This is a genomic window from Pseudonocardia sp. ZF1, assembly GCF_056835605.1.
Genome location: NZ_JAJNBY010000001.1, coordinates 2,873,191 through 2,894,676 on the forward strand (window position 1 = coordinate 2,873,191; position 21,486 = coordinate 2,894,676).

The following is a 21,486-nucleotide window of genomic DNA, read 5'->3' on the forward strand; positions in this document are numbered from 1 at the left end:
GGTCAGTCGCCCTGGAAGCGCTGCTCGGACCACGGGTCGCCGCGGTCGTGGTAGCCGTTGCGCTCCCAGAAACCGGGCTCGTCCTCGGCGGTCAGGCGCAGACCGGCGACCCACTTCGCGCTCTTCCAGAAGTACAGGTGCGGCACCAGCAGCCGCGCCGGGCCGCCGTGCTCGCGGGTCAGCGGCGCACCCTGCGCCTCGAACGCCAGCCACGCCCGGCCGCCGGTGAGGTCGGACAGCGGCATGTTGGTGGTGTAGCCCGAGTGCGAGTGCGCGACGGCGAACCGTGCCTCCGGCAGCGGCCCCGCGGTCTCCAGCAGCGTGTCGACCGCGACCCCGCTCCAGCGCATCCCGAACTTCGACCAGGTGGTGACGCAGTGGATGTCGCCGTCCCAGCGTTCGCGGGGCAGGGCGCGGATCTCGTCCCAGGTCCACTCGACCGGGCGCTCGACGAGGCCGTCGATGCGGAAGGTCCAGCGGGCGGTGTCCAGGGTGGGGGCGCGCTCGGCGGTCAGCACCGGCCACTGGTCACCGGCGTCGTACTGGCCGGGTGGCAGCCGCCGGTCCCGCGGCCTGCGCCCGACGAATCCTCGGGTCACGGGGGGCATGCCGACCACAATGCACCCCCACCCCCGGTTGTTCCCACCCGTCTCAGGTCACGAGGTAGGCGTCGTAGGCGACCGCGTCGGCGGTGCGGACCGCGGAGCCGACGAGCACCGCGGTGTTGAGCCAGGCCAGGTCCGGGTCGGCGGTCCGGGCGTCGACGACGACCCGGAAGTAGTAGCGGGCCGGGTCGACCGGCTCCCCGGCGAGCAGCGCGTCGAGGACCGGGGCCGGACCGGTGCGGTAGCCCGCCGTCGCCAGCTGCAGCAGGTGCCCCGACCGCAGCGCCACGGTGTAGCGGGTGTCGATTACGGCGGTGCCGTCGTCGAGCACCCGCTGGCGGTCGGCCCCGCCGCGGAGCACCTCGCCGTGCAGGCCCTCGCCGTCGCGGCCGGGTCCGGAGACCGTGCCGCCCACGATGGGGATCTCCCGCTCCCGGCCGAACGGGGTCCGGCCGACCTCCAGCGGCGGGTCGAGCAGGACGTGGACGCGGGCGACCGGGGTCAGCCCGGGGACGGCGGGTGCGGGTCCGGGAGTCGACACGGCCCCAGACTGGCGTCCGGGGCCGCCCGGGGCTACCCATGAGGACTACCGGCGGGGAACCGCCGGGTGTACGCCGCGAGACCCCCGGACGGTCCCGTTGCGCCAGTCGGGTGCATCACAGGCCGTGCGCGCCTCGCCACAGCGCATGCCCCCGGCGGCACCGGCTCACTAGACTCCACTGCACTTCGGTGGCGTCGACGACGGCGCCACCCGGCGGGCAACGAGGCCGCCCCGCGGGCCGGTGAGGAGAACAGAGCGGATGACGGACAGTGACCGCAGCGCGGTCGACCGCGCAGCCGGTCCGGAGGGCTCTGCCGTGGACGGTCCGGTGGAGCCGGAGGAGCTGGTCCTGGCCGGCGGCTTCGACCCGGTCTCCCGTGACCAGTGGCTCGCCGCCGCGGACGCGGTGGTGCGCAAGTCGGGCCGGATCGGCGAGGACGCCGAGCTCGGGGCCGGGGTCGAGACCCTGACCCGCACCTCACCCGACGGCATCCGTGTCGCGCCGCTCTACGCCGACGAGGACACCACCGACCTGCCGCCCACCGGCGTGCCGGGGTCGTGGCCGTTCACCCGCGGCGCCCGCACCGACGGGCACGTCCCCACCGGCTGGGACATCCGCCAGCGCCACGCCGGCACCGATCCGGCGGCCGTCCGCGAGGCCGTGCTGGCCGACCTGGAGTGCGGCGTCACCTCGGTGTGGCTGCGCGTGGGCGAGGGCGGCATCGCCGTCGCCGACCTGGCCCGCGCCCTGGAGGGCGTGCACCTGGACCTGGCCGGGGTCGCCCTGGACGCCGGGACCGAGCAGGTCGCCGCCGCGCACGCCTACCTGGACCTGGCCGCGCGCAACGGCGTCGAGGACGCCGAGCTGCTCGGCTCGCTGGGCGTGGACCCGATCGGGCTGCGCGCCCGCGCGGGGTCCGGCCCGGACGTGGACCCGGTCGTCGAGGTCGCCCGCCGCGTCCACGGCACCTTCGACAAGGTCACCGCGATCACCGTCGACGCGACCGTGATCCGCGAGGCGGGCGGCTCCGACGCCCAGGAGCTGGGCTGGTCCCTGGCCGCGGGCGTCGCCTACCTGCGGGCGCTCGACGCGGCCGGGATCGCCGTCGCCGACGCGGCGCGGCTGCTCGAGTTCCGCTACGCCGCCACCCCCGAGCAGTTCCCGACGATCGCCGCCCTGCGCGCCGGGCGGCGGCTGTGGGCCCGGGTGCTGGAGGCCTCCGGCGTCACCGACGTGCCGCAGACCCAGCACGCCACCGTCCCCGAGGCGCTGTTCACCCGCCGCGACCCGTGGGTCAACATGCTCCGCGGCACCGTCGCCGGGTTCGCCGCGGGCGTCGGCGGGGCCGACGCGGTCACCGTGCCGCCCTTCGACGCCGCCCTCGGCGTCGCCGAGCCGTTCTCCCGCCGCATCGCCCGCAACACCCAGAACCTGCTCGTGGAGGAGTCGCACCTGGCGCGGGTCATCGACCCGGGCGGCGGCTCGTGGTACGTCGAGCACCTCACCGACGACCTCGCCCGGCTGGCCTGGGAGTTCTTCGTCGAGATCGAGGCCGCGGGCGGCGCCGTCGCCGCCCTCGACTCCGGCCTGGTCGCCGAGCGGGTCGGCGAGGTCCGCGCCCGCCGCGAGGCCGACGTCGCGAAGCGGAGGACGCCGCTCACCGGCGTCTCGGAGTTCCCCGACCTGAACGAGAAGCCGGTCGAGCGCACCCCGCTGCCGCCGGCCGTCGAGCGCGGGGGGCTGCCGCTCTACCGCCCCGCCGAGGCCTACGAGGCCCACCGGGACCGCTCCGACGCGCTGCTGAGCGAGACGGGCTCGCGCCCCACCGCCTTCCTCGCCACCCTCGGCCCGCTCGCGGTCTACACCGCCCGCGCCGGGTTCACCCGCAACCTGCTGGCCGCCGGTGGCGTCGACACCGTCGACGCCGGCCCGACCGACTCCACCGCCGACGTCGTCGAGGCCTACGGCAAGGACGGCACGCCGGTCGTGGTGCTCTGCTCCTCGGACACGGTCTACGACGAGCGGGCCGCCGAGACCGCCGCCGCGCTGCGCGAGGCCGGCGCCGCGCGCATCCTGCTCGCGGGGAAGCCGAAGGACGAGGTGCCCGGCGTCGACGGTCACCTGTTCGCCGGCTGCGACGCCCTCGCCGTCCTCGACGACGTGTACACCCACCTGGAGGGCTCGAAGTGAGCATTCCCGACTTCACCGGCGTGCCGCTCCTGGGCGACACCACCCCCGCGACCACCTGGACCGGCTCCGCCGAGGTCTGGGAGGCGCCGGAGGGGATCGGCGTCAAGCCGCTCTACACCGCCGACGACCTCGCCGGCGTCGACTTCCTGCACACCTATCCGGGCATCACCCCGTACCTGCGCGGGCCGTACCCGACGATGTACACCAACCAGCCCTGGACGGTGCGCCAGTACGCCGGGTTCTCCACCGCCGCGGAGTCCAACGCGTTCTACCGGCGCAACCTCGCCGCCGGGCAGAAGGGCCTGTCGATCGCGTTCGACCTGGCCACCCACCGCGGCTACGACTCCGACCACCCGCGCGTCGCCGGCGACGTCGGGATGGCCGGTGTCGCGATCGACTCGATCCTCGACATGCGCCAGCTGTTCGACGGCATCCCGCTGGACCGGATGTCGGTGTCGATGACGATGAACGGCGCCGTGCTCCCGGTGCTGGCGCTCTACATCGTCGCGGCCGAGGAACAGGGCGTGAGCCCCGAGAAGCTGACCGGAACCATTCAGAACGACATTCTGAAGGAGTTCATGGTCCGCAACACCTACATCTACCCGCCGCAGCCGTCGATGCAGATCATCTCCGACATCTTCAGCTTCACCAGCCGGAGGATGCCGAAGTTCAACTCGATCTCCATCTCCGGTTACCACATCCAGGAGGCGGGGGCGACCAACGACCTGGAGCTCGCCTACACCCTTGCCGACGGCGTGGAGTACCTGCGGGCCGGGGTCGACGCGGGCCTGGACATCGACAAGTTCGCACCGCGGCTGAGCTTCTTCTGGGCGATCGGCATGAACTTCTTCATGGAGGTCGCCAAGATGCGGGCCGCGCGCCTGCTCTGGTCGAAGCTCGTGAACCGCTTCGAGCCGCAGAGCGCCAAGTCGCTGTCGCTGCGGACGCACTCGCAGACCTCCGGCTGGTCGCTGACCGCCCAGGACGTCTACAACAACGTCGTCCGCACCTGCATCGAGGCGATGGCCGCGACCCAGGGCCACACCCAGTCGCTGCACACCAACGCCCTCGACGAGGCCCTCGCGCTGCCGACGGACTTCTCCGCCCGGATCGCCCGCAACACCCAGCTGCTGCTGCAGCAGGAGTCGGGCACCACCGACGTCGTCGACCCGTGGGGCGGCTCGTACTACGTCGAGAAGCTCACCTACGACATCGCGAAGCGGGCGTGGGCGCACATCGACGAGGTGGAGAAGGCGGGCGGCATGGCCCAGGCCATCGACGCCGGCATCCCGAAGATGCGCGTCGAGGAGGCCGCGGCCCGCACGCAGGCCCGGATCGACTCCGGCCGCCAGCCGGTCATCGGCATCAACAAGTACGTCGTCGAGGCCGACGAGCAGATCGACGTGCTCAAGGTCGACAACGCGAACGTGCGCCGCGAGCAGCTCGAGAAGCTCGCCCGGCTGCGTGCCGACCGCGACGACCGCGCCGTCGACGAGGCCCTGCGCGCGCTCACCGGCGCCGCGGAGAAGATCGCCGAGGGCTCGTCGCGCTCCGACGACGAGAACCTGCTCCAGCTGGCCGTGAACGCGGCCCGCGACCAGGCCACGGTCGGGGAGATCTCCGACGCACTCGAGAAGGTCTTCGGGCGCCACGCCGGACAGATCCGCATCATCTCCGGTGTGTACTCCGCCGAGGCCGGGCAGAACCCGGCGATCGACCGCGCCCGCGAGCTCGTCTCCGAGTTCGCCGGCCACGAGGGCCGCCAGCCCCGCATCCTGGTCGCGAAGATGGGCCAGGACGGCCACGACCGCGGCCAGAAGGTCATCTCGACCGCGTTCGCCGACATCGGCTTCGACGTCGACGTCGGGCCGCTGTTCCAGACCCCGGCCGAGGTCGCGAAGCAGGCCGCCGAGTCCGACGTGCACGTGATCGGCGCCAGCTCGCTGGCCGCCGGGCACCTCACGCTGGTCCCGGAGCTGCGCCGCGAGCTCGCCGAGCTGGGGCGCGACGACATCATGGTCGTCGTCGGCGGGGTCATCCCGCCCGCGGACGTGCCGGAGCTGCTGGAGATGGGCGCGGCCGCGGTGTTCCCGCCCGGCACGGTCATCGCCGAGGCGGCGGTCGACCTGCTCGGCAAGCTGGCCGCCGCGCTCGGCCACGACGAGCCGGACACGTCCGCCCCGACCGGCAGCGTCTACGCCGACTGAGCCGCCGCCGTCACGGTGCCGCCGTCACGGTGGCTCGTCATCGTGCCGCCGTCGCCGCGCCCACCCGCGCACCGGGCGCGGTGCCGACCCGCAAGGAGAGTCCCGCCGATGGCCCCTCGCGTCCCCGACCCCGCGGAGCTCGCCCGCGGTGTCCTGGCCGGCGACCGCACCCTGCTCGCCCGGGCGATCACCCTGGTCGAGTCCAGCAGGCCCGACCACCAGCGGGCCGCCCAGGAGCTGCTCCTGGAGCTGACCCCGAAGGCCGGGCACGCGGTGCGGGTCGGCATCTCCGGGGTACCCGGGGTCGGGAAGTCGACCTTCATCGAGGCGATGGGCTCCACGCTCACCTCCCGGGGCCACCGGGTGGCGGTCCTCGCCGTCGACCCGTCGTCCACCCGTACCCGCGGGTCCATCCTGGGTGACAAGACCCGGATGCCGCGCCTGGCCGTCGACCCGCACGCGTTCGTGCGGCCGTCGCCGTCGGCGGGCACGCTCGGCGGGGTCGCCCGCCGCACCCGGGAGACGATGGTCGTCATGGAGGCCGCCGGGTTCGACGTCGTCCTCGTCGAGACCGTCGGGGTCGGCCAGTCCGAGACCGCCGTCGCCGGGATGGTCGACACCTTCCTGTTCCTCACCATCGCCCGCACCGGCGACGCGCTGCAGGGGATCAAGAAGGGCATCCTGGAGCTCGCCGACGTCGTCGCCGTGAACAAGGCCGACGGCCCGCACGAGCGCGACGCCCGCGCCGCGGCCCGCGAGCTCGCCGGCGCGCTGCACATGATGACCCCCACCTCGGCGCACTGGCGCACCCCGGTGCTGTCCTGCTCCGCGCAGACCGGGAAGGGCCTGGACACCGTGTGGGAGAAGGTCACCGCCCACCGCGAGGCACTCGAGTCCGGCGGCGAGCTCGCGACCCGGCGCGCCGACCAGCAGGTCGAGTGGATGTGGCAGATGGTGCGCGACCGGCTCATGGACCGGGTGCTGCACGACCCGGCGACGGCCGAGCGGCTCCCGAAGCTCACCGCCGAGGTCCGCGACGGCGGGCTCACCCCCACCCTCGCCGCCCAGCAGATCCTCGACGTCCTGGGCTGAACCACCCGTTTCGGTCCCCGGGCGCACCCCGGGCGGTCGCTAACGTCGGCGACCGTGAACGACCGGATCATCCCCGGGGTGCTCGCGATCGGGCTCGGGTCGGCGCTGGTGCTCGCCGTGCTCGTCCCCGCCGTGGCGCTGACCTACCGCCGCCGCGGCCGCTTCGGGCCCGGCGAGCTGGCCGTCCTCGTCGCCGTCCCGGTGTACGGGCTGGCGGTCCTCGGCTACACGCTGCTCCCGCTGCCCCAGGTCGACGCGGCGTTCTGCGCGGGGCGGACCGCGGCGGACTCGCTGCAGACCCGGCCGTTCGCCTTCGTCGGCGACATCACCCGGATCGCCGCCCGCCAGGACGCGACCGGGGTGCGGGCCTGGCTCGCGAACGCCGCGGTGCAGCAGGTGGTGCTCAACGTGGCGCTGTTCGCGCCGCTGGGCTGGTTCCTGCGCGGGGTGTTCCGCCGCTCGCTGCCGGTCACCGTGGCCGCCGGGCTCGCGGTGTCCCTGCTCGTCGAGGCCACCCAGTACACCGGCAACTGGTTCCTGTTCCCGTGCGCCTACCGGCTCGCCGACGTCGACGACCTGATCGCCAACACCGCGGGCGCGTTGCTCGGCGGTCTCGCCGCGGCCCTGGTGCGGCCCCGCTCGTGGGACGCCGGCGCCGACCCCGACCGGCCCGCCCCGGTGACGGCCGGACGCCGGCTGCTCGGGGCCCTCTGCGACCTGGCGGCGGTCTGGTTGACCGGGTCCCTGCTCGGCTCGCTGCTGCTCGCCGGGACCGCGCTGACCGGGTACACCGGCGGGCCGCTGCCCGACTGGTTCGACACCGCGAACACCGTCCTCGGGTTCTGGCTGCCGCTGCTGATGTTCCTGGTGGTGCCGCTGGTGGGGCGCGGCGGCACCGTCGGCCAGCGGGCGGTGCGGCTGCGGCCCGCGCTGCCCGGCGGCGGCGTCCCCGGCCGCGGGCGCCGCCTCGCCCGGGTACTGCTCGGCACCGGAGGGTTCCTGCTGCTGTCCGGGCCGTCCGGCGCGCTCGGCGTGCTCGGGCTGCTGTGGGGGATCGCGGGCCTGGTCGGGCTCCGGCGCAGCACCGGCCACCGCGGGGTGGCCGGCCGGCTCACCGGGCTCACGATGGTCGACGCCCGGGAGCCCGCCCGCACCGCCCCGGCCGACCGTCCCGCTGTGCCCGGCCGTCCCGCAGTGCCCGACCGCTCCGCGGGCTGACGACTCAGGGCCGGGCGTCGGCCAGCTTCTCCGCCAGCGCCGACCGCAGGATCGCCTGCTCGGCGGCGAGCATCGTGAAGGTGCACCCCAGCCCCCGGAAGCGGCGCACGTGTGCGGGGGAGTCGCAGTAGATCCCCACCGGTACCCCGGCCCCCGCGCACACCGCGGCGATCCCGGAGACCAGCTCGGCGTGCCGGTCGGACTCCGGGCCGCCGTCGCCCTGGGCGGCGAGCGGGAGCCCGTGCGCCAGCGCCAGGTCCGACGGCCCGACGAACACCGCCGCGACCCCGTCGACGTCCACGATGTCGGCCAGGTTCGCCACGGCCGCGACCGTCTCCACCATCACCACCGTGCGCGGCGGTGCGAACACGTCGCGGCCCCGCCACGAGGGGCGGACCGGCCCGAAGCTGCGGACCCCGTCCGGCGGGTAGCGGCACGCCGCGACCGCCGCAGCGGCCTGCTCGGCGGTGTCGACCAGCGGGACGATCACGCCGTCGGCGCCCCGGTCCAGGGCCCGCCCGATGCCCTCGGCGCCGTGGCCGGGGACCCGCACCAGCGACGGCGTGCCCGTCGCGGACAGGGCCTGCAGCATGCCCAGGACGGTGTCGTCGCCGATCAGGCCGTGCTGGGTGTCGACGCAGACCAGGTCGAACCCGACGGAGCCGGCGATCTCGGCGACGGCGGGGGAGGGCAGCTGGAGCCAGCCACCGACCGCGTCGCCGGTGAACAGTGGATCAGGGGTCATGCGACGACCGTGCCGCCCCGCCCGCCCGACACGCCAGTCGAGGCCGTCGTCCCGTCGTGTGCCGGGCGCCTGTCCGGCACACCACCGCCGTCGACGACGACACCTGGTTCCTCGACGCGGGCCCGCAGGCCGCGCGTGGTGCTCGACGACCCGGCCGCCGCACTCGGGACGGGGTGAGCCCGCCGCGACGGGCGGGGCGGGGTGCCATCATCACCCCATGTCGTCGCCGTCCGCGCAGCCGGTGTCCCTGCCCGCCCGGCCGGTGGTCGGGGTCCTGCACCCCGGCGCGATGGGCGCCGCGCTCGGATCGGCGCTCAAGGCCCGCGCGGGCGCGGTGATCTGGGCCGACGCCGGGCGCTCGCACGCCACCGCCAAGCGCGCCGAGCTGGCCGACCTGCAGGCGGTGCCGACCGTCGCCGACCTCGCCGCCCGGGCCGACGTGATCGTGTCGATCTGCCCGCCGCACGCCGCGCGCGAGGTCGCGGGCCTGGTGGGCGCCGGGCTGGCCGGGCGCACCGACCGCCCGCTCTACGTCGAGGCCAACGCGGTGTCCCCGGACACCGTCCGCGGCATCGCGACACTGCTCGGCGACCGCGCGACCGTCTGCGACGGCGCCGTCATCGGCCCGCCCGCCTGGACGGCGGGCACCACGACGCTGTGGCTGTCCGGGCCCGGGGCGGACACCGCCGCCACCCTGTTCGAGCCGAGCCCGTTCGACGCCCGGGTGCTCGGCACCGCCGGGACCGACCTGGGCGCCGCGAGCGGGCTGAAGGCCTGCTTCGCGCTGCAGAGCAAGGCGGCACCCGTGCTGTGGCTGGCGCTCGAGGAGGCCGCCGCGGCGTTCGGCGTCACCGGGGCCCTGCACGCCGAGCTGGACCGGGCCGGGGTCGACCACGCCGCCGCGCTGGCCCGCGCCCGCGAGCGGATGGCGGGAAAGGCGTGGCGCTGGGCGGGGGAGATGGACGAGGCGGCCGACGCGTTCGCCGCCGCCGGGGTGCCCGACGGCTTCTCCCGCGCCGCCGCCGAGCTCTACCGGCGCGCCGCCGGGGCGGGCGGGTGAGCCGGGCCCGGCACCGCGACGGCGGCACCGGACCCGGCCGGTCTCACGCCGCGACGCTGCCGTGCGGGTCGATCACGAACTTGCGGGCCACGCCGCCGTCGAACTCCTGGTAGCCGCGCGGGGCGTCGTCCAGCGAGATCGTGGTCGCGTTGACCGCCTTCGCGATCTGCGCCCGGTCGGACAGGATCGCCTGCATCAGCTGCCGGTTGTACTTCTTCACCGGGCACTGGCCGGTGGTGAAGCTGTGCGACTTCGCCCAGCCCAGCCCGATCCGCACGCCGAGGGTGCCCTCCTTGGCCTTGTCGTCGGCGGCACCCGGGTCGCCGGTGACGTAGAGCCCCGGGATGCCGAGCGCGCCGCCGACCCGGGTCACCTCCATGACCGAGTTCAGCACGGTCGCGGGCGCCTCCCCGGCGTCGCGCCCGTGTCCGCGGGCCTCGAACCCGACGGCGTCGACGGCGGCGTCCACCTCGGGCTCTCCGAGCAGCTGCTCCAGCTGCTCGGCCAGGGTCCCGTCGCCGGACAGGTCGACGGTCTCGCAGCCGAAGCTGCGCGCCTGCGCGAGCCGCTCGGGGATCATGTCCCCGACGACGACCGCCGCCGCCCCCAGCAGCTGCGCGGCGTGCGCCGCGGCCAGCCCGACCGGCCCGGCGCCGGCCACGTAGACCGTCGATCCGGTGGTGACCCCGGCGGTCACCGCGCCGTGGTAGCCGGTCGGGAAGATGTCCGACAGCATCGTGAGGTCGAGGATCTTCTCCAACGCCTGGTCGCGGTCGGGGAAGCGCAGCAGGTTGAAGTCGGCGAAGGGCACCATCACGTACTCGGCCTGGCCGCCGATCCAGCCGCCCATGTCGACGTAGCCGTAGGCGGCGCCGGGACGGGCCGGGTTGACGTTCAGGCAGACGCCGGTCTTCCCCTCGTTGCACATCCGGCAACGCCCGCAGGCGATGTTGAACGGCACCGAGCAGATGTCGCCGACCTTCGCGAACAGCACGTCGTCGCCGACCTCGACGATCTCGCCGGTGATCTCGTGGCCGAGCGACTGCCCGACCGGTGCGGTGGTGCGGCCGCGGACCATGTGCTGGTCGGATCCGCAGATGTTGGTGGTGACGATCTTCAGGATCGCCGCGTGCGGAGCCTTCCGCGCGATGCCGAGCCCGTCGACGACGTCGGTGGGCAGCTCCAGCTTCGGGTAGTCGATCGACTCGACGGCGACCTCGCCGGGTCCCTTGTACACGACGACGCGGTTGTCGGGCATGGTGCGCTCCCCTCCTGCGTGGACGCGCGGACCGCGGTCGCGGCCGCGCGGCGGTGACGCGGCCGCACCGATCCCGCGCCCCCACGGGTCGGGCCGCGTCGCCCGCTGCCGACCCTCCCACCCCGTGCCGACATGCGCACGCGGCGATGCGTGCCGCAGCGGTCCTGTGCCGATGGTCGGGGTCGACCGGTCGGGTCCGGGCGGGGTCGGCCGGGACGGGTGATACTGCGCCCATGGCCAGTGACGATCTTCTCGAGCCGCCTGTCCCGGTACTGACCGCGCCGTACCACACCCCCGAGCGCGAGGCGTTGCAGAAGCAGGCCCGCGAGTTCGCCGCGACCCGGGTGCTGCCCGTCGCCGACGAGCTGGACCCGCGCAAGGGCGAGATCCCGCGCGACCTGCTCGACGAGATGGGCGAGCTGGGCTACTTCGGCATCACCGTCGACCGTGAGCACGGCGGGCTGGGTCTCGGGGCGTTCGAGTACTGCATGGTCGCCGAGGAGCTGGCCCGGGCGTGGATGAGCGTCGGGTCGATCATCGCCCGTGCGCAGGGCGCCGGGACCGCCGTCACCGACCCGGAGCGCCGTGCGGAGCTGCTGCGCCGGTCGGCTCGCGGGCAGTGGATCGGCGCGATCGCGCTGTCCGAGCCCGACGCCGGGTCCGACCTGGCCGGGGTGGAGACCCGCGCGGTCCGCGACGGCGACGAGTTCGTGATCACCGGGCACAAGCGCTGGACCGGCAACGCCAAGGCCGCCGACTTCATCCAGGTGCTGGTGCGCACCGACGACCCTGCGCCGGGGGAGAAGCGCTCCGCGGGCCTGGCGACGGTCGTCGTGGAGAAGGAGCGCGACACCTTCCCCGCCGGGATCACCGGCCGCCCGATCGACAAGATCGGCTACCACGGCTTCGTCACCTGGGACCTGGAGTTCGACGGCGTGCGGGTGCCGGTCGGCAACCAGCTCGGCGCCGGCGGCGAGGGATTCGCCGACGCCCAGTCGTGGCTGAACATCGCCCGGGTGCACACCGCCGCGCGGGCGGTCGGGCTCGCCAGGGCCGCCGTCGAGGACTGCGTGCGCTACCTGCAGCGACGCCACCAGTTCGAGCACCCGATCGGCGACTTCCAGGCCGTCCGGTTCACCCTCGCGACGATGGCCGCCCGGGTCGAGCAGGCCCGCGCCTTCTACCAGAACGTGGCGCACCGGCTCGACCTCGGCGAGCCCTGCGAGCGGGAGGCGGCGATGGTCAAGCTGCTGGCCACCGAGATGGCCGCCGAGGTCACCGCGGACGGCATCCAGCTGCACGGCGGCAACGGCTACACCACCGAGCACCAGGTGGAACGGCACTGGCGCGACGCCCGGCTGACCACGATCTTCGAGGGGACCAGCGAGATCCAGCGCAAGATCATCTCCGACCGGCTGCTGCCGCGCAGCCCGCTCGGCTGACGGCGGCGCCGCGGCGTCAACGGAAGGCGGCCCGCACCGCGCCGAGGGCGTCGGACTCGTCGAGCCCGAGCCGCCGGGCCAGTTCGGCCAGCTCACCGGCCTTGCGCTCCAGCTCGGCGCGTCCACCGGTGGCCCGCTCGGTGAGCACGGCCCCGCGGCCGCGCCGCAGGTCGACCAGGCCCTCGTCGCGCAGCTGCTGGTAGCCGCGCAGCACGGTGTGCAGATTGATCCCCAGTGCGCCCGCGACCTCGCGGGCCGGGGGCAGCCGGTCCCCGGCGGCGGCCCGGCCGTCGGCGACCGCCCGGCGGACCGAGGCCGCGACCTGGTCCCCGAGCGGCACCGGCGACGACGGGTCGACCCGGATCAGCACGACGGTGCGGCGCCGGCCGCGCCGTGCCCGGCGCGACGGTCGAGCTCGGCGTTGACCAGCCCGGCCGCGGTGGCGGCGTCGGGCACCGTGACCACGAACCGGCGGTCGTCGGTGAGGTCGAGCACCAGCGCCTCCCCGGCCCGCCGGGCGCGGTAGCCGAGCACGGACGGCGACCGGCGCAGGACGCCGTACTCGTTCCATCCGAAGCGCTCCGGGTCGAGCTGCTCCGACCGCGCGCCGCGGACCTCGGTGAGCGGTGCCTCCGCCAGCGGCCGTCCGAGCAGCGCCTGCCGGACGTGTACCCCGTCGCCGTCGACACGGACCCGGGCGACGGCGGTCAGTGCGGTCGAGACGACGGCGGCGGCAACGAGCACGACGACCAGCACCGCGCTGCCGCCGGCCGCCAGCTGGGCGACGGCCGCCAGGAGCAGCACCGCCGCGACGACCAGGGTGGGGCGGGACAGCACGGTGCGGGCCCACAGGTACCGCTCACCGGGCGCGAGCGGGGTGCGCACCGCTCCGGCCGGGGCGCTGCCGGTCGCCGACGGCCGCGGGGCGTCCGGCCCGGCCAGCAGGTGTCCGATGCCGTAGGCGGCGGCGACCGCCGTCAGGACGCCGGCGGTCCAGGCCCAGCCCGGGACCTGCGGAGCCAGCCGGGTGCCGGGCACCCACCACACGATGACGGCGAAGGCCCAGGCGGTGCCGACGGCGCGGCGCTCCACGTCGGGCCGCCCGGAGCGCAGCCGCAGCAGCGGCAGCCCGATCGCGAGCAGGCCCACGACGACCACCGCGAGGGTGGTCTGGAGCGTCCGGCCGGGCGGCTGGGTGGCCACCAGGGCGGCCAGGCCCGCGACGGTCAGTGCGGTGGCCGGTGCGGTGGCGAGGAGCCGGCGACGGCTCGTGCGCACGACGGGTGTGGTCATGGCGTCCCTCTCGTCGAGTGATCCGAACTTGTTCGCAATGTACTAGAATAATAGTGTCTGCACATCCCCCGGGGACCGGCTAGCGTCACGGCCATGGCGCTCGACCCCGCGTTCCGGACCGTGCTCGACACCCTCGCCGGGGCGGGGGCCCTGCCGCTGGTCCGCGACGGCGACCCGGTCGCCACCCGGGCCCACTACCGGTCGCTCGCCCTGGCCCGACGCGGACCGGGGTTCGTGCCCGAGCAGGTCGGCCGGGTCGACGACGACACCGTCCCCGGCCCGGCGGGCCCGGTGCCGGTGCGCAGCTACGTCCCCGAGGGCGACGACGGCGCGGCCGTGGTGCTCTACCTGCACGGCGGCGGCTGGGTCGTCGGGGACCTGGAGACCCACGACCCGGTGTGCCGGCGGGTGGCGAATGCGACCGGCGCGGTCGTCGTCGCGGTGGACTACCGGCTCGCGCCCGAGCACCCGCACCCCGCGCCGCTCGACGACGCCTGGGCCGCGCTGCTCGCCGTCGCAGGCCGGTTCCCGGGCCGGCGGCTCGGGCTGGCGGGCGACAGCGCCGGGGCGAGCATGGTCGCCGGGCTGGCGCTGCGCTGCCGCGACCGCGGCGGCCCGCGCCCGGCCGCCCAGCTGTTGTTCTACCCGGCGCTCGCGCCGGAGGGGGCGACTCCGTCGTACCGGGAGAACGGCGAGGGCTACTTCCTCACCGCCGCGGACATGCGCTGGTTCTGGGACAGCCTGTTGTCCGGCCCGACCCCGGCCGGACCCGAGGTCGCGCCGCTGGGGGCCGCCGCGCCCGCCGACCCGTCCGGGCTGGCGCCCGCGGTGGTCGCCACCGCCGAGTTCGACCCGCTGCGCGACGAGGGCCGCGACTGGGCCGTGGCGCTGCGCGCGGGCGGGGTGGAGGTCGTCGAGGTCGACGGACCCGGTCTCATCCACGGCTACGTCGCGTTCCTCGGCGTCGTGCCCGCGGCCGAGCGGACCGCCGGGCAGGCGCTGGCCGCGTTCACCACGCTGCTGCGCCGCTAGCCGGATCGGGTGAACCACGGTGCTCGTGACCTGCACCGACGGGGTCACGTCACACGGACGTGACACGGACGACACGGTGCGGTAGCCGTCCCGCGCCACCCTGTGGCTCCCCGGTCGCGCATCGTGACGACGACCGCACCGCGGGACGGAACGGACGACAGCGGCGCCCGCGGGCCGCCGCGGCCGCGAGGCGCGGAGGGTGGATGGCACGGTCGGAGATCGGACGCACCGGGGCCCGGTTCGGGGCGCCCCCGTCCCGGCACGCCCCCGACCCGGAGTACCCGCACGGCAGGCCGCCGGAGCCGGACCCGGAGCCCGTCGTCGTGGCGGAGGAGCCGGAGCCCGGGCCGGAGAACCTGGTCGGGGTGACCGGGGCCCGGTTCGGCGGGCACTCCGCGAAGCGCACCCGGCTGAGCCGCCGCGAGCGGGCGGCGCGCCGTGCGGCGGCCCGCGCGGAGACGGACGGGCTCCCGGCCGACGACACCGCGGTGGGCGGCACCGGGACCGGTGACCCCGCGGCGGCCGGCACCGGTCGCGGCCCGGAGGGCGACACCGGCACGCCCGGGCCCGCCGACACCGCGCCGCTGCCCGTGGTCGCCGGCCGCCCCGCGCCGGGACCGGGGCGTCCGGCCGCGGCGGCGGGCCCCGTGTCCTCCCCGTCCGCGCCCCCGCACGCGACGTCCCCGCACCCGGTGCCCCAGCTCACCGCGCCGCCGGACGCCGAGCCGCTCCAGGTGCCGGCGTTCGCCACGGTCCGGCCCTACGTCATGACCGGCGGCCGTACCCGGGTCCGCGCCGAGCTGCGGCTGGAGACGCTGGTCTCGGTGCGGCCCGCCCCCGGCCCCGTCCCGCGCGCCGACTCGGTCGAGCGCGCCGCGGTGCTGCGGCTGTGCACCCGGCCCCGGTCGGTGTCGGAGGTCGCGGCGCTCGCCGCGGTGCCGCTGGGCGTCGCCCGGGTGCTCATCGACGACCTCGCCTCCGAGGGGCGCCTGGTGGTGCACGGTGTGTCCTCGGCGGAGGACGGGCCGAGCGTCGCGCTGATGGACCGGGTGCTGGCCGGGCTGCGCCGGCTCTGACCCGCGGGTGCCCTGCGGGGCCCGGCCGCCGGGGCCAGGATGGGGACATGACCGATCCCCGTCCCGTCCGCATCGGACTGCAGCTGCAGCCCCAGCACGCCGACTACGCCGACATCCGCCGCACCGTGGCCGCCGCCGAGGAGGCCGGCGTCGACGTCGTCTTCAACTGGGACCACTTCTTCCCGCTCTACGGCGAGCCCGACGGCAAGCACTTCGAGTGCTGGACCATGCTCGGCGCCTGGGCCGAGGCGACCTCCCGGGTGGAGATCGGCGCCCTGGTGACCTGCAACAGCTACCGCAACCCCGAGCTGCTCGCCGACATGGCCCGCACCGTCGACCACATCTCCGACGGCCGGCTGATCCTGGGTATCGGCTCCGGCTGGTTCCAGCGCGACTACGACGAGTACGGCTACGAGTTCGGCACCGCGGGCGGCCGGCTGAACGACCTGGCCGCGGCCCTGCCCCGCATCCGGAGCCGCTGGTCGGTACTCAACCCGGCGCCGACCCGCGACATCCCGATCCTCATCGGCGGCGGGGGCGAGAAGAAGACCCTGCGCTACACCGCCGAGCACGCCGGCATCTGGCACGGCTTCGGCGACGTCGACACCGTCACCCGCAAGAGCGGCATCCTCGACGGGCACTGCCGCGACATCGGCCGCGACCCGGCCGAGATCGAACGCTCGGTCGGCGTCGAGGGCGCCCCGGAGGACGACGGCGCCGCCCTCCACGACGCCGGGGTGCGCCTGTTCACCGTCGGCCAGGACGGCCAGGGCGGCTACGACCTGTCCCGGCTGAAGGACTGGATCGCCTGGCGCGACGAGCGCAACGGCTGAGCTCAGAGGGCACGCAGGAACGGGTCCCGGATCAGGTCCGGGACCCGTTCCGCGACGACCGCGGGTGCGTAGTACCAGCCCTGGGCGTTGGCGCAGCCGTACTCGCGCAGCCGCGCCGCCTGCTCCCGGGTCTCCACCGCCTCGGCGGTGACCTCCAGGTCCAGCGCGGAGGCCAGCGAGATCAGCGTGCGCAGGATGACGTCGTCGCGCTCGGCGGTCCCGGCCAGGAAGTGCCCGGCCAGCTTGAGCCGGTGCACCGGTAGGTGCCGCAGGTAGGCGAGGTTGGAGTAGCCGGTCCCGAAGTCGTCGATGGCGATCTTCACGCCGAGCCGATCGAGCTCGCGCAGCGTGGCCAGCGGCCGGCCGGGGGAGCCCATCAGGTCGGACTCGGTCAGCTCGACCTGCAGCAGCTCCGGCGGCCAGTCGTGGCGCTCCAGCGTCGCCGCGACGTCGGCGACCAGGTCCGACTCGGTCACCTGCCGGGCGGCGACGTTCACACTGATCGTCAGCGGCCTGTCCGGGTACGCGTCGGCCCAGACCCGGCCCTGCCGGCACGCCTCGTCGAGGACCCGGCGGCCCAGCGGCACGACCAGCCCGGTCTCCTCGGCGAGCGGGATGAACCGGTCCGGGCCCAGCAGCTGCCCGTCGGGCCGCTGCCAGCGCACCAGCGCCTCGACCCCGATGGTCTGCTCGTCGGTCAGGCGCACCAGGGGCTGGTAGACGACCACGAAGTCGTCGCGGCGCAGCGCCTCGGGCATCTGCGAGGACAGCTCGAAGCGGGCGACGTCGTCGCGGTGCCGGTCGCGGTCGTAGAGCACGTAGCGTCCGCGGCCGGCCCGCTTGGCCGAGTACAGGGTGGTGTCGGCGGCGGCGATCAGCTCGTCGATGCCCAGCTCGCCGTCGTGGCGCACCACCCCGACGCTCGCCGAGATCACGATGTCGCGGCCGTCGACGCGCACCGGGCGGCGCACGGTCCCCAGCGCGCGGGTCGCGACCTCCTCCAGCTCGGCCCGGTCGGCGGTGCGCGGCACCAGCACGACGAACTCGTCGCCGCCCATCCGCGCGACGAGATGCCCGCCGGGCTCCAGCGCGCCCCGGAGCCGGTCGGCCAGCACCTGCAGGAGCCGGTCCCCGGACTGGTGGCCCAGGGTGTCGTTGACGACCTTGAACCCGTCCAGGTCCAGGTAGCAGATCCCCGGGCGGCCACCGGAGGAGCCCGCGTCGATCGCGGCGCCCAGGCGTTCGAAGAACAGCGACCGGTTCGGCAGCCCGGTCAGCGGGTCGTGCGACGCCTGGTGGGCCAGGTTCTCCTGCATCAGCAACTGGTCGGTCACGTCGGACACCACCGCGACGAGCAGCTGCTCGTCACCACCGACCGGGCCGAGCAGGGTGACCACGGCGTCGATCCACACGTCGCTGTCGTCGGCGCGCCGGACCGGGCGGACCACCCGGAGCCGGTCCAGGGAGCCGTCGAGCAGCCGTGGCCGCTCGGCCCACACCTCCGGCGCCGACTCCGGGTGCACGAAGTCGGTGACCCGCATCCTCAGCAGCTGGGCGGGCGTGTACCCGGTCATGACGGCGGCCGCCTCGTTCACCTCGACGAGCCGCCCGTCCGGCTCGAAGATCACGATCCCGACGGCCGCGGAGTCGACGACGGTCCGCAGCCGCAGGTCCGAGCGGCGGCGGGCCTCCTCGGCGACGCGGCGGGCCTCCAGCGCGGCCCGGGTGACCTGCTCGTGCTCGGCGAGGACCAGGCTGCGGGTCGCCTCGGTGAACCCGCGGGCGAACGCCGCCAGCACGGCCGCGATCCGCCGGACCCGGGCGGCGGTGTCCGCGGCCGGCTCCAGGTGCGCCCCGAGCAGCTCCATCCCGATCTCCAGGCAGCCCGGCTGGTGGATCCGCGCCCGCACCAGGTCCCCGCCGGCTGCCGCCGGGAGGGCCGGGTCGTACCGCTCCGCCAGCGCGGCCTCCCGCAGCTGCGTGGTCACCCGGTCGAGGACCGGGCGGAGCTCGGTGGCCGGCAGCACCGAGTGCCGGGCCAGCTCCGAGGCCCAGGGAGCGGCGAGGTCGGCGGGGTCGGGCAGCGCTGCGGGGACGAGCGCCCGTCCGTGGTCGGCGCGAGCAGCGGCGACGTCGGCCTGCTGCATCCACCGCCCCCGTTCGCTCCGGTGGGAGGGACTTCCCTCATGATCGGTGGACACCGTAACCGATCCGACCCGCCCGGTGGGGCCGACCGGGTTACCTCTACGCCCCGCGACGGACCGATCGGGTCAGTCCGGCGACCCGTCGGTCACCTCCGTCACCCACACGACGGCCTCACCGGCCTCGTCGGAGGCGGCGAGGTCCACCTCGGCGGTGATCGCCCAGTCCCGGTCGCCCGCCGGGTCGTCGAGGACCTGGCGCACCAGCCAGCGGTCGGTCTCCTCGGTGAGGTCGAACAGCTCGGGCCCGCGCGCGTCCGGCCCGAAGCCGATCCGGTCGTGGATCGCGAAGTAGGGGGCCAGGGCGTCCCGCCAGCGGTCGGCGGTCCAGCCGGCGTCGGCGTCGAGATCGCCCAGCTCGGCGTAGCGGCCCATCGCCGCGAGCTCCACCCGGCGGAACAGCGCGTTGCGCACCATGACCCGGAACGCGCGGGCGTTGCCGGTGACCCCGGTCGGCGTGGCGACGGCGACCTCGGCCCCCGGCGGCAGCACCTCCCCGTCGGCACCCGCCCCGGCGGCGAGCTTCTCCCACTCGTCGAGCAGCGAGGAGTCGGTCTGGCGGACCAGCTCGCCCAGCCACTCCACGAGGTCGGTGAGCTCCTCGGTGCGGGCGTGCTCGGGCACGGTCTGGCGCAGCGCCCGGTAGGCGTCGGCCAGGTAGCGCAGCACCAGGCCCTCGGAGCGGGCGAGCTGGTAGTGCGAGACGTACTCGGTGAACGTCATCGCCCGCTCGCTCATGTCCCGGACCACCGACTTCGGCGACAGGACGGCGTCGGCGACCCACGGTGCGCCGCGGCGGTAGGTCTCCAGCGCGGCGTGCAGCATCTCGTCGAGGGGCTTGGGGTGGGTGACCTCCTCCAGGTGGGCCATCCGCTCCTCGTACTCGATGCCGTCGGCCTTCATCGCCGCGATCGCCTCGCCGCGGGCCTTGTTCTGCTGGGCGGCGAGGATCTGGCGGGGGTCGTCGAGGGTCGACTCGATCACCGAGAGCACGTCGAGTGCGTAGGTCGGCGACTCCCGGTCGAGGAGCTCGAACACCGCGAGCGCGAACGGCGACAGCGGCTGGTTGAGCGCGAAGTCCAGCTGCAGCTCGTCGACCACCCGCGCCCGTGGACGGGTCGCACCGTCCACGGTGTACTGCTCGACGACGCCGGAGGTGCGCAGCGCCCGGTTGATCGCGATCGCCCGCAGCATGTGCTTCAGCTGCCGCTTGCGGGGCTCGTGGTTGTCGGTGAGCAGGTGCTCCATCGCGGCGTAGGTGTCCCCGCCGCGCGAGACCACGTTGAGCAGCATCGCGTGGGTGACCTCGAAGTGGCTGGTCAGCGGCTCGGGCCGGGCCTGCTGGAGCTTCTCGAACGAGGTCTCCGACCAGCCGACGAACCCCTCGGGGGGCTGCTTGCGCGCCACCTTGCGGCGCTTCTTCGGGTCGTCGCCGGCCTTGGCCAGGGCCTTGGCGTTCTCGATGTCGTGCTCGGGGGCCTGCGCGACGACGGTGCCGACGGTGTCGTACCCGGCCCGCCCGGCGCGGCCGGCGATCTGGTGGAACTCGCGGGCCTTGAGCGGGCGCACGCGCCGCCCGTCGTACTTGGACAGGGCGGTGAACAGCACCGTGCGGATCGGCACGTTGATGCCGACGCCGAGGGTGTCGGTACCGCAGATGACCTTGAGCAGGCCGGCCTGGGCGAGGGTCTCCACCAGCCGCCGGTAGCGGGGGAGCATGCCGGCGTGGTGCACGCCGATCCCGTGGCGCACGAGGCGGGACAGGGTGCGGCCGAAGCCGGAGGTGAACCGGAACGCCCCGATCGTCTCGGCGATCGCGGCCTTGTCCTCCTTGGAGGTGACGTTGACGCTCATCAGTGCCTGCGCCCGTTCGACGGCGGCCTGCTGGGTGAAGTGCACGACGTAGACCGGCGCCTCACGCGTCGACAGCAGCTCGGTGATCGTCTCGTGCAGCGGCTCGACGACGTAGCGGAAGTGCAGCGGCACCGGCCGCTCCACGGAGGTGATCTCCGCGGTCTCCCGCCCGGTGCGCCGGGTCAGGTCCTCCGCGAAGAACGACGTGTCGCCCAGCGTGGCGCTCATCAGCAGGAACTGTGCCTGCGGCAGCTCGACGATCGGCACCTGCCAGGCCCAGCCGCGCGACGGGTCGGCGTAGAAGTGGAACTCGTCCATGATCACCGAGCCGACGTCGGTCCCGGGGCCCTCGCGCAGGGCGAGGTTCGCCAGGATCTCCGCGGTGCAGCAGATGATCGGCGCCTTCTCGTTCACCGCGGCGTCGCCGGTGAGCATGCCGACCTTGTCCGCGCCGAACACCTCGCACAGCGCGAAGAACTTCTCGCTGACCAGCGCCTTGATCGGCGCGGTGTAGAAGCTGCGCTCACCGCGGGCCAGCGCCGCGGCGTGCGCGCCGATCGCGACCAGCGACTTCCCCGAGCCCGTCGGCGTCGAGAGGATCACGTTGGCGCCGGTCACCAGCTCCAGCAGCGCCTCCTCCTGCGCCGGGTACAGCGACAGACCGCGCTCGTCGAACGCCCACTCGGCGAAGGTGTCCACCAGCGCGGCGGGATCCGGGGGGTTCGCGGGGTCGGAGGAGCGCGGCAGCCGGTCGGTGAGCGTCATGATGGGACCGATCGTCGCAGACACCCCCGACACCGGGCGCCGCAGCGCCGAGGTGGCGCCCGCACTCGCCCGT

Annotated in this window: 17 protein-coding genes; 9 read left to right on the forward strand and 8 right to left on the reverse strand. The window is 75.0% G+C overall.

What is annotated here, in order from left to right:
- Positions 1-2: 2 nt before the first annotated feature.
- Positions 3-608: a sulfite oxidase-like oxidoreductase gene (locus ZF1_RS14000; RefSeq protein ID WP_179759888.1), complete on the reverse strand. Its 606-nt coding sequence runs from the start codon at positions 606-608 to the stop codon at positions 3-5.
- Between the two features lie 43 nt (positions 609-651).
- Positions 652-1,146, reverse strand: a complete 495-nt coding sequence (locus tag ZF1_RS14005; protein WP_073574920.1) for a DUF3237 domain-containing protein — start codon at positions 1,144-1,146, stop codon at positions 652-654.
- 259 nt (positions 1,147-1,405) lie between these two features.
- Between ZF1_RS14005 and ZF1_RS14010 the strand changes: the two genes are divergently transcribed.
- The 4 genes from ZF1_RS14010 (at position 1,406) to ZF1_RS14025 (ending at position 7,854) form a co-directional block, all read left to right on the forward strand.
- The gene (locus tag ZF1_RS14010; RefSeq protein ID WP_482637470.1) at positions 1,406-3,337 is read left to right on the forward strand and encodes a methylmalonyl-CoA mutase family protein; all 1,932 of its coding nucleotides are present in this window, start codon (positions 1,406-1,408) and stop codon (positions 3,335-3,337) included.
- The gene (gene scpA, locus ZF1_RS14015; RefSeq protein WP_251782676.1) at positions 3,334-5,544 is read left to right on the forward strand and encodes a methylmalonyl-CoA mutase; all 2,211 of its coding nucleotides are present in this window, start codon (positions 3,334-3,336) and stop codon (positions 5,542-5,544) included. The genes ZF1_RS14010 and scpA overlap by 4 nt, the downstream gene beginning before the upstream one ends.
- Positions 5,545-5,652: 108 nt before the next feature.
- Positions 5,653-6,636, forward strand: a complete 984-nt coding sequence (gene meaB, locus ZF1_RS14020; protein ID WP_346106699.1) for a methylmalonyl Co-A mutase-associated GTPase MeaB — start codon at positions 5,653-5,655, stop codon at positions 6,634-6,636.
- 54 nt (positions 6,637-6,690) lie between these two features.
- Positions 6,691-7,854: a VanZ family protein gene (locus ZF1_RS14025; protein ID WP_482637471.1), complete on the forward strand. Its 1,164-nt coding sequence runs from the start codon at positions 6,691-6,693 to the stop codon at positions 7,852-7,854.
- 4 nt (positions 7,855-7,858) lie between these two features.
- Here ZF1_RS14025 and ZF1_RS14030 read toward each other — a convergent pair whose 3' ends face one another.
- Positions 7,859-8,599, reverse strand: a complete 741-nt coding sequence (locus tag ZF1_RS14030) for an HpcH/HpaI aldolase family protein (protein ID WP_482637472.1) — start codon at positions 8,597-8,599, stop codon at positions 7,859-7,861.
- A 217-nt stretch (positions 8,600-8,816) separates the two neighbouring features.
- Here ZF1_RS14030 and ZF1_RS14035 point away from each other — a divergent pair, with 217 nt between their 5' ends.
- On the forward strand, positions 8,817-9,659 hold the full coding sequence (locus ZF1_RS14035) for a DUF1932 domain-containing protein (protein ID WP_482637473.1): 843 nt from the start codon (positions 8,817-8,819) through the stop codon (positions 9,657-9,659).
- 43 nt (positions 9,660-9,702) lie between these two features.
- Here ZF1_RS14035 and fdhA read toward each other — a convergent pair whose 3' ends face one another.
- Positions 9,703-10,917, reverse strand: coding sequence for a formaldehyde dehydrogenase, glutathione-independent (fdhA, locus tag ZF1_RS14040; protein WP_482637474.1), 1,215 nt, complete (start codon positions 10,915-10,917; stop codon positions 9,703-9,705).
- A gap of 233 nt (positions 10,918-11,150) precedes the next feature.
- On the opposite strand from fdhA, the gene ZF1_RS14045 reads away from it, so the two are divergent.
- On the forward strand, positions 11,151-12,359 hold the full coding sequence (locus ZF1_RS14045; protein ID WP_073574915.1) for an acyl-CoA dehydrogenase family protein: 1,209 nt from the start codon (positions 11,151-11,153) through the stop codon (positions 12,357-12,359).
- A 16-nt stretch (positions 12,360-12,375) separates the two neighbouring features.
- Here ZF1_RS14045 and ZF1_RS14050 read toward each other — a convergent pair whose 3' ends face one another.
- Positions 12,376-12,729: a GntR family transcriptional regulator gene (locus tag ZF1_RS14050; protein WP_062394920.1), complete on the reverse strand. Its 354-nt coding sequence runs from the start codon at positions 12,727-12,729 to the stop codon at positions 12,376-12,378.
- Positions 12,723-13,652, reverse strand: a complete 930-nt coding sequence (locus ZF1_RS14055; RefSeq protein WP_476651397.1) for a hypothetical protein — start codon at positions 13,650-13,652, stop codon at positions 12,723-12,725. Before ZF1_RS14055 ends, ZF1_RS14050 begins: the two co-directional genes overlap by 7 nt.
- A 93-nt stretch (positions 13,653-13,745) precedes the next feature.
- Between ZF1_RS14055 and ZF1_RS14060 the strand changes: the two genes are divergently transcribed.
- The 3 genes from ZF1_RS14060 to ZF1_RS14070 all read left to right on the forward strand — a co-directional run bounded on the left by ZF1_RS14060 (position 13,746) and on the right by ZF1_RS14070 (position 16,593).
- Entirely contained in the window at positions 13,746-14,684 is a 939-nt protein-coding gene (locus ZF1_RS14060; RefSeq protein ID WP_482637475.1) for an alpha/beta hydrolase, read from the forward strand.
- 203 nt (positions 14,685-14,887) lie between these two features.
- Positions 14,888-15,760 carry a DUF742 domain-containing protein gene (locus ZF1_RS14065; protein ID WP_482637476.1) on the forward strand — a complete coding sequence of 291 codons (873 nt, stop codon included), beginning with the start codon at positions 14,888-14,890 and terminating at the stop codon, positions 15,758-15,760.
- Between the two features lie 47 nt (positions 15,761-15,807).
- Positions 15,808-16,593 carry an LLM class F420-dependent oxidoreductase gene (locus ZF1_RS14070; protein WP_482637477.1) on the forward strand — a complete coding sequence of 262 codons (786 nt, stop codon included), beginning with the start codon at positions 15,808-15,810 and terminating at the stop codon, positions 16,591-16,593.
- Positions 16,594-16,595: 2 nt separating this feature from the next.
- Here the strand turns inward: ZF1_RS14070 and ZF1_RS14075 are convergent, their stop codons facing one another.
- Together ZF1_RS14075 and ZF1_RS14080 are read right to left on the reverse strand one after the other, a co-directional pair.
- Positions 16,596-18,740 carry a putative bifunctional diguanylate cyclase/phosphodiesterase gene (locus tag ZF1_RS14075; protein WP_482637478.1) on the reverse strand — a complete coding sequence of 715 codons (2,145 nt, stop codon included), beginning with the start codon at positions 18,738-18,740 and terminating at the stop codon, positions 16,596-16,598.
- A 123-nt stretch (positions 18,741-18,863) separates the two neighbouring features.
- Positions 18,864-21,413 (reverse strand): DEAD/DEAH box helicase, encoded by a 2,550-nt coding sequence (locus ZF1_RS14080; protein WP_482637479.1) that lies wholly within the window; start codon positions 21,411-21,413, stop codon positions 18,864-18,866.
- Between the last annotated feature and the right edge of the window lie 73 nt (positions 21,414-21,486).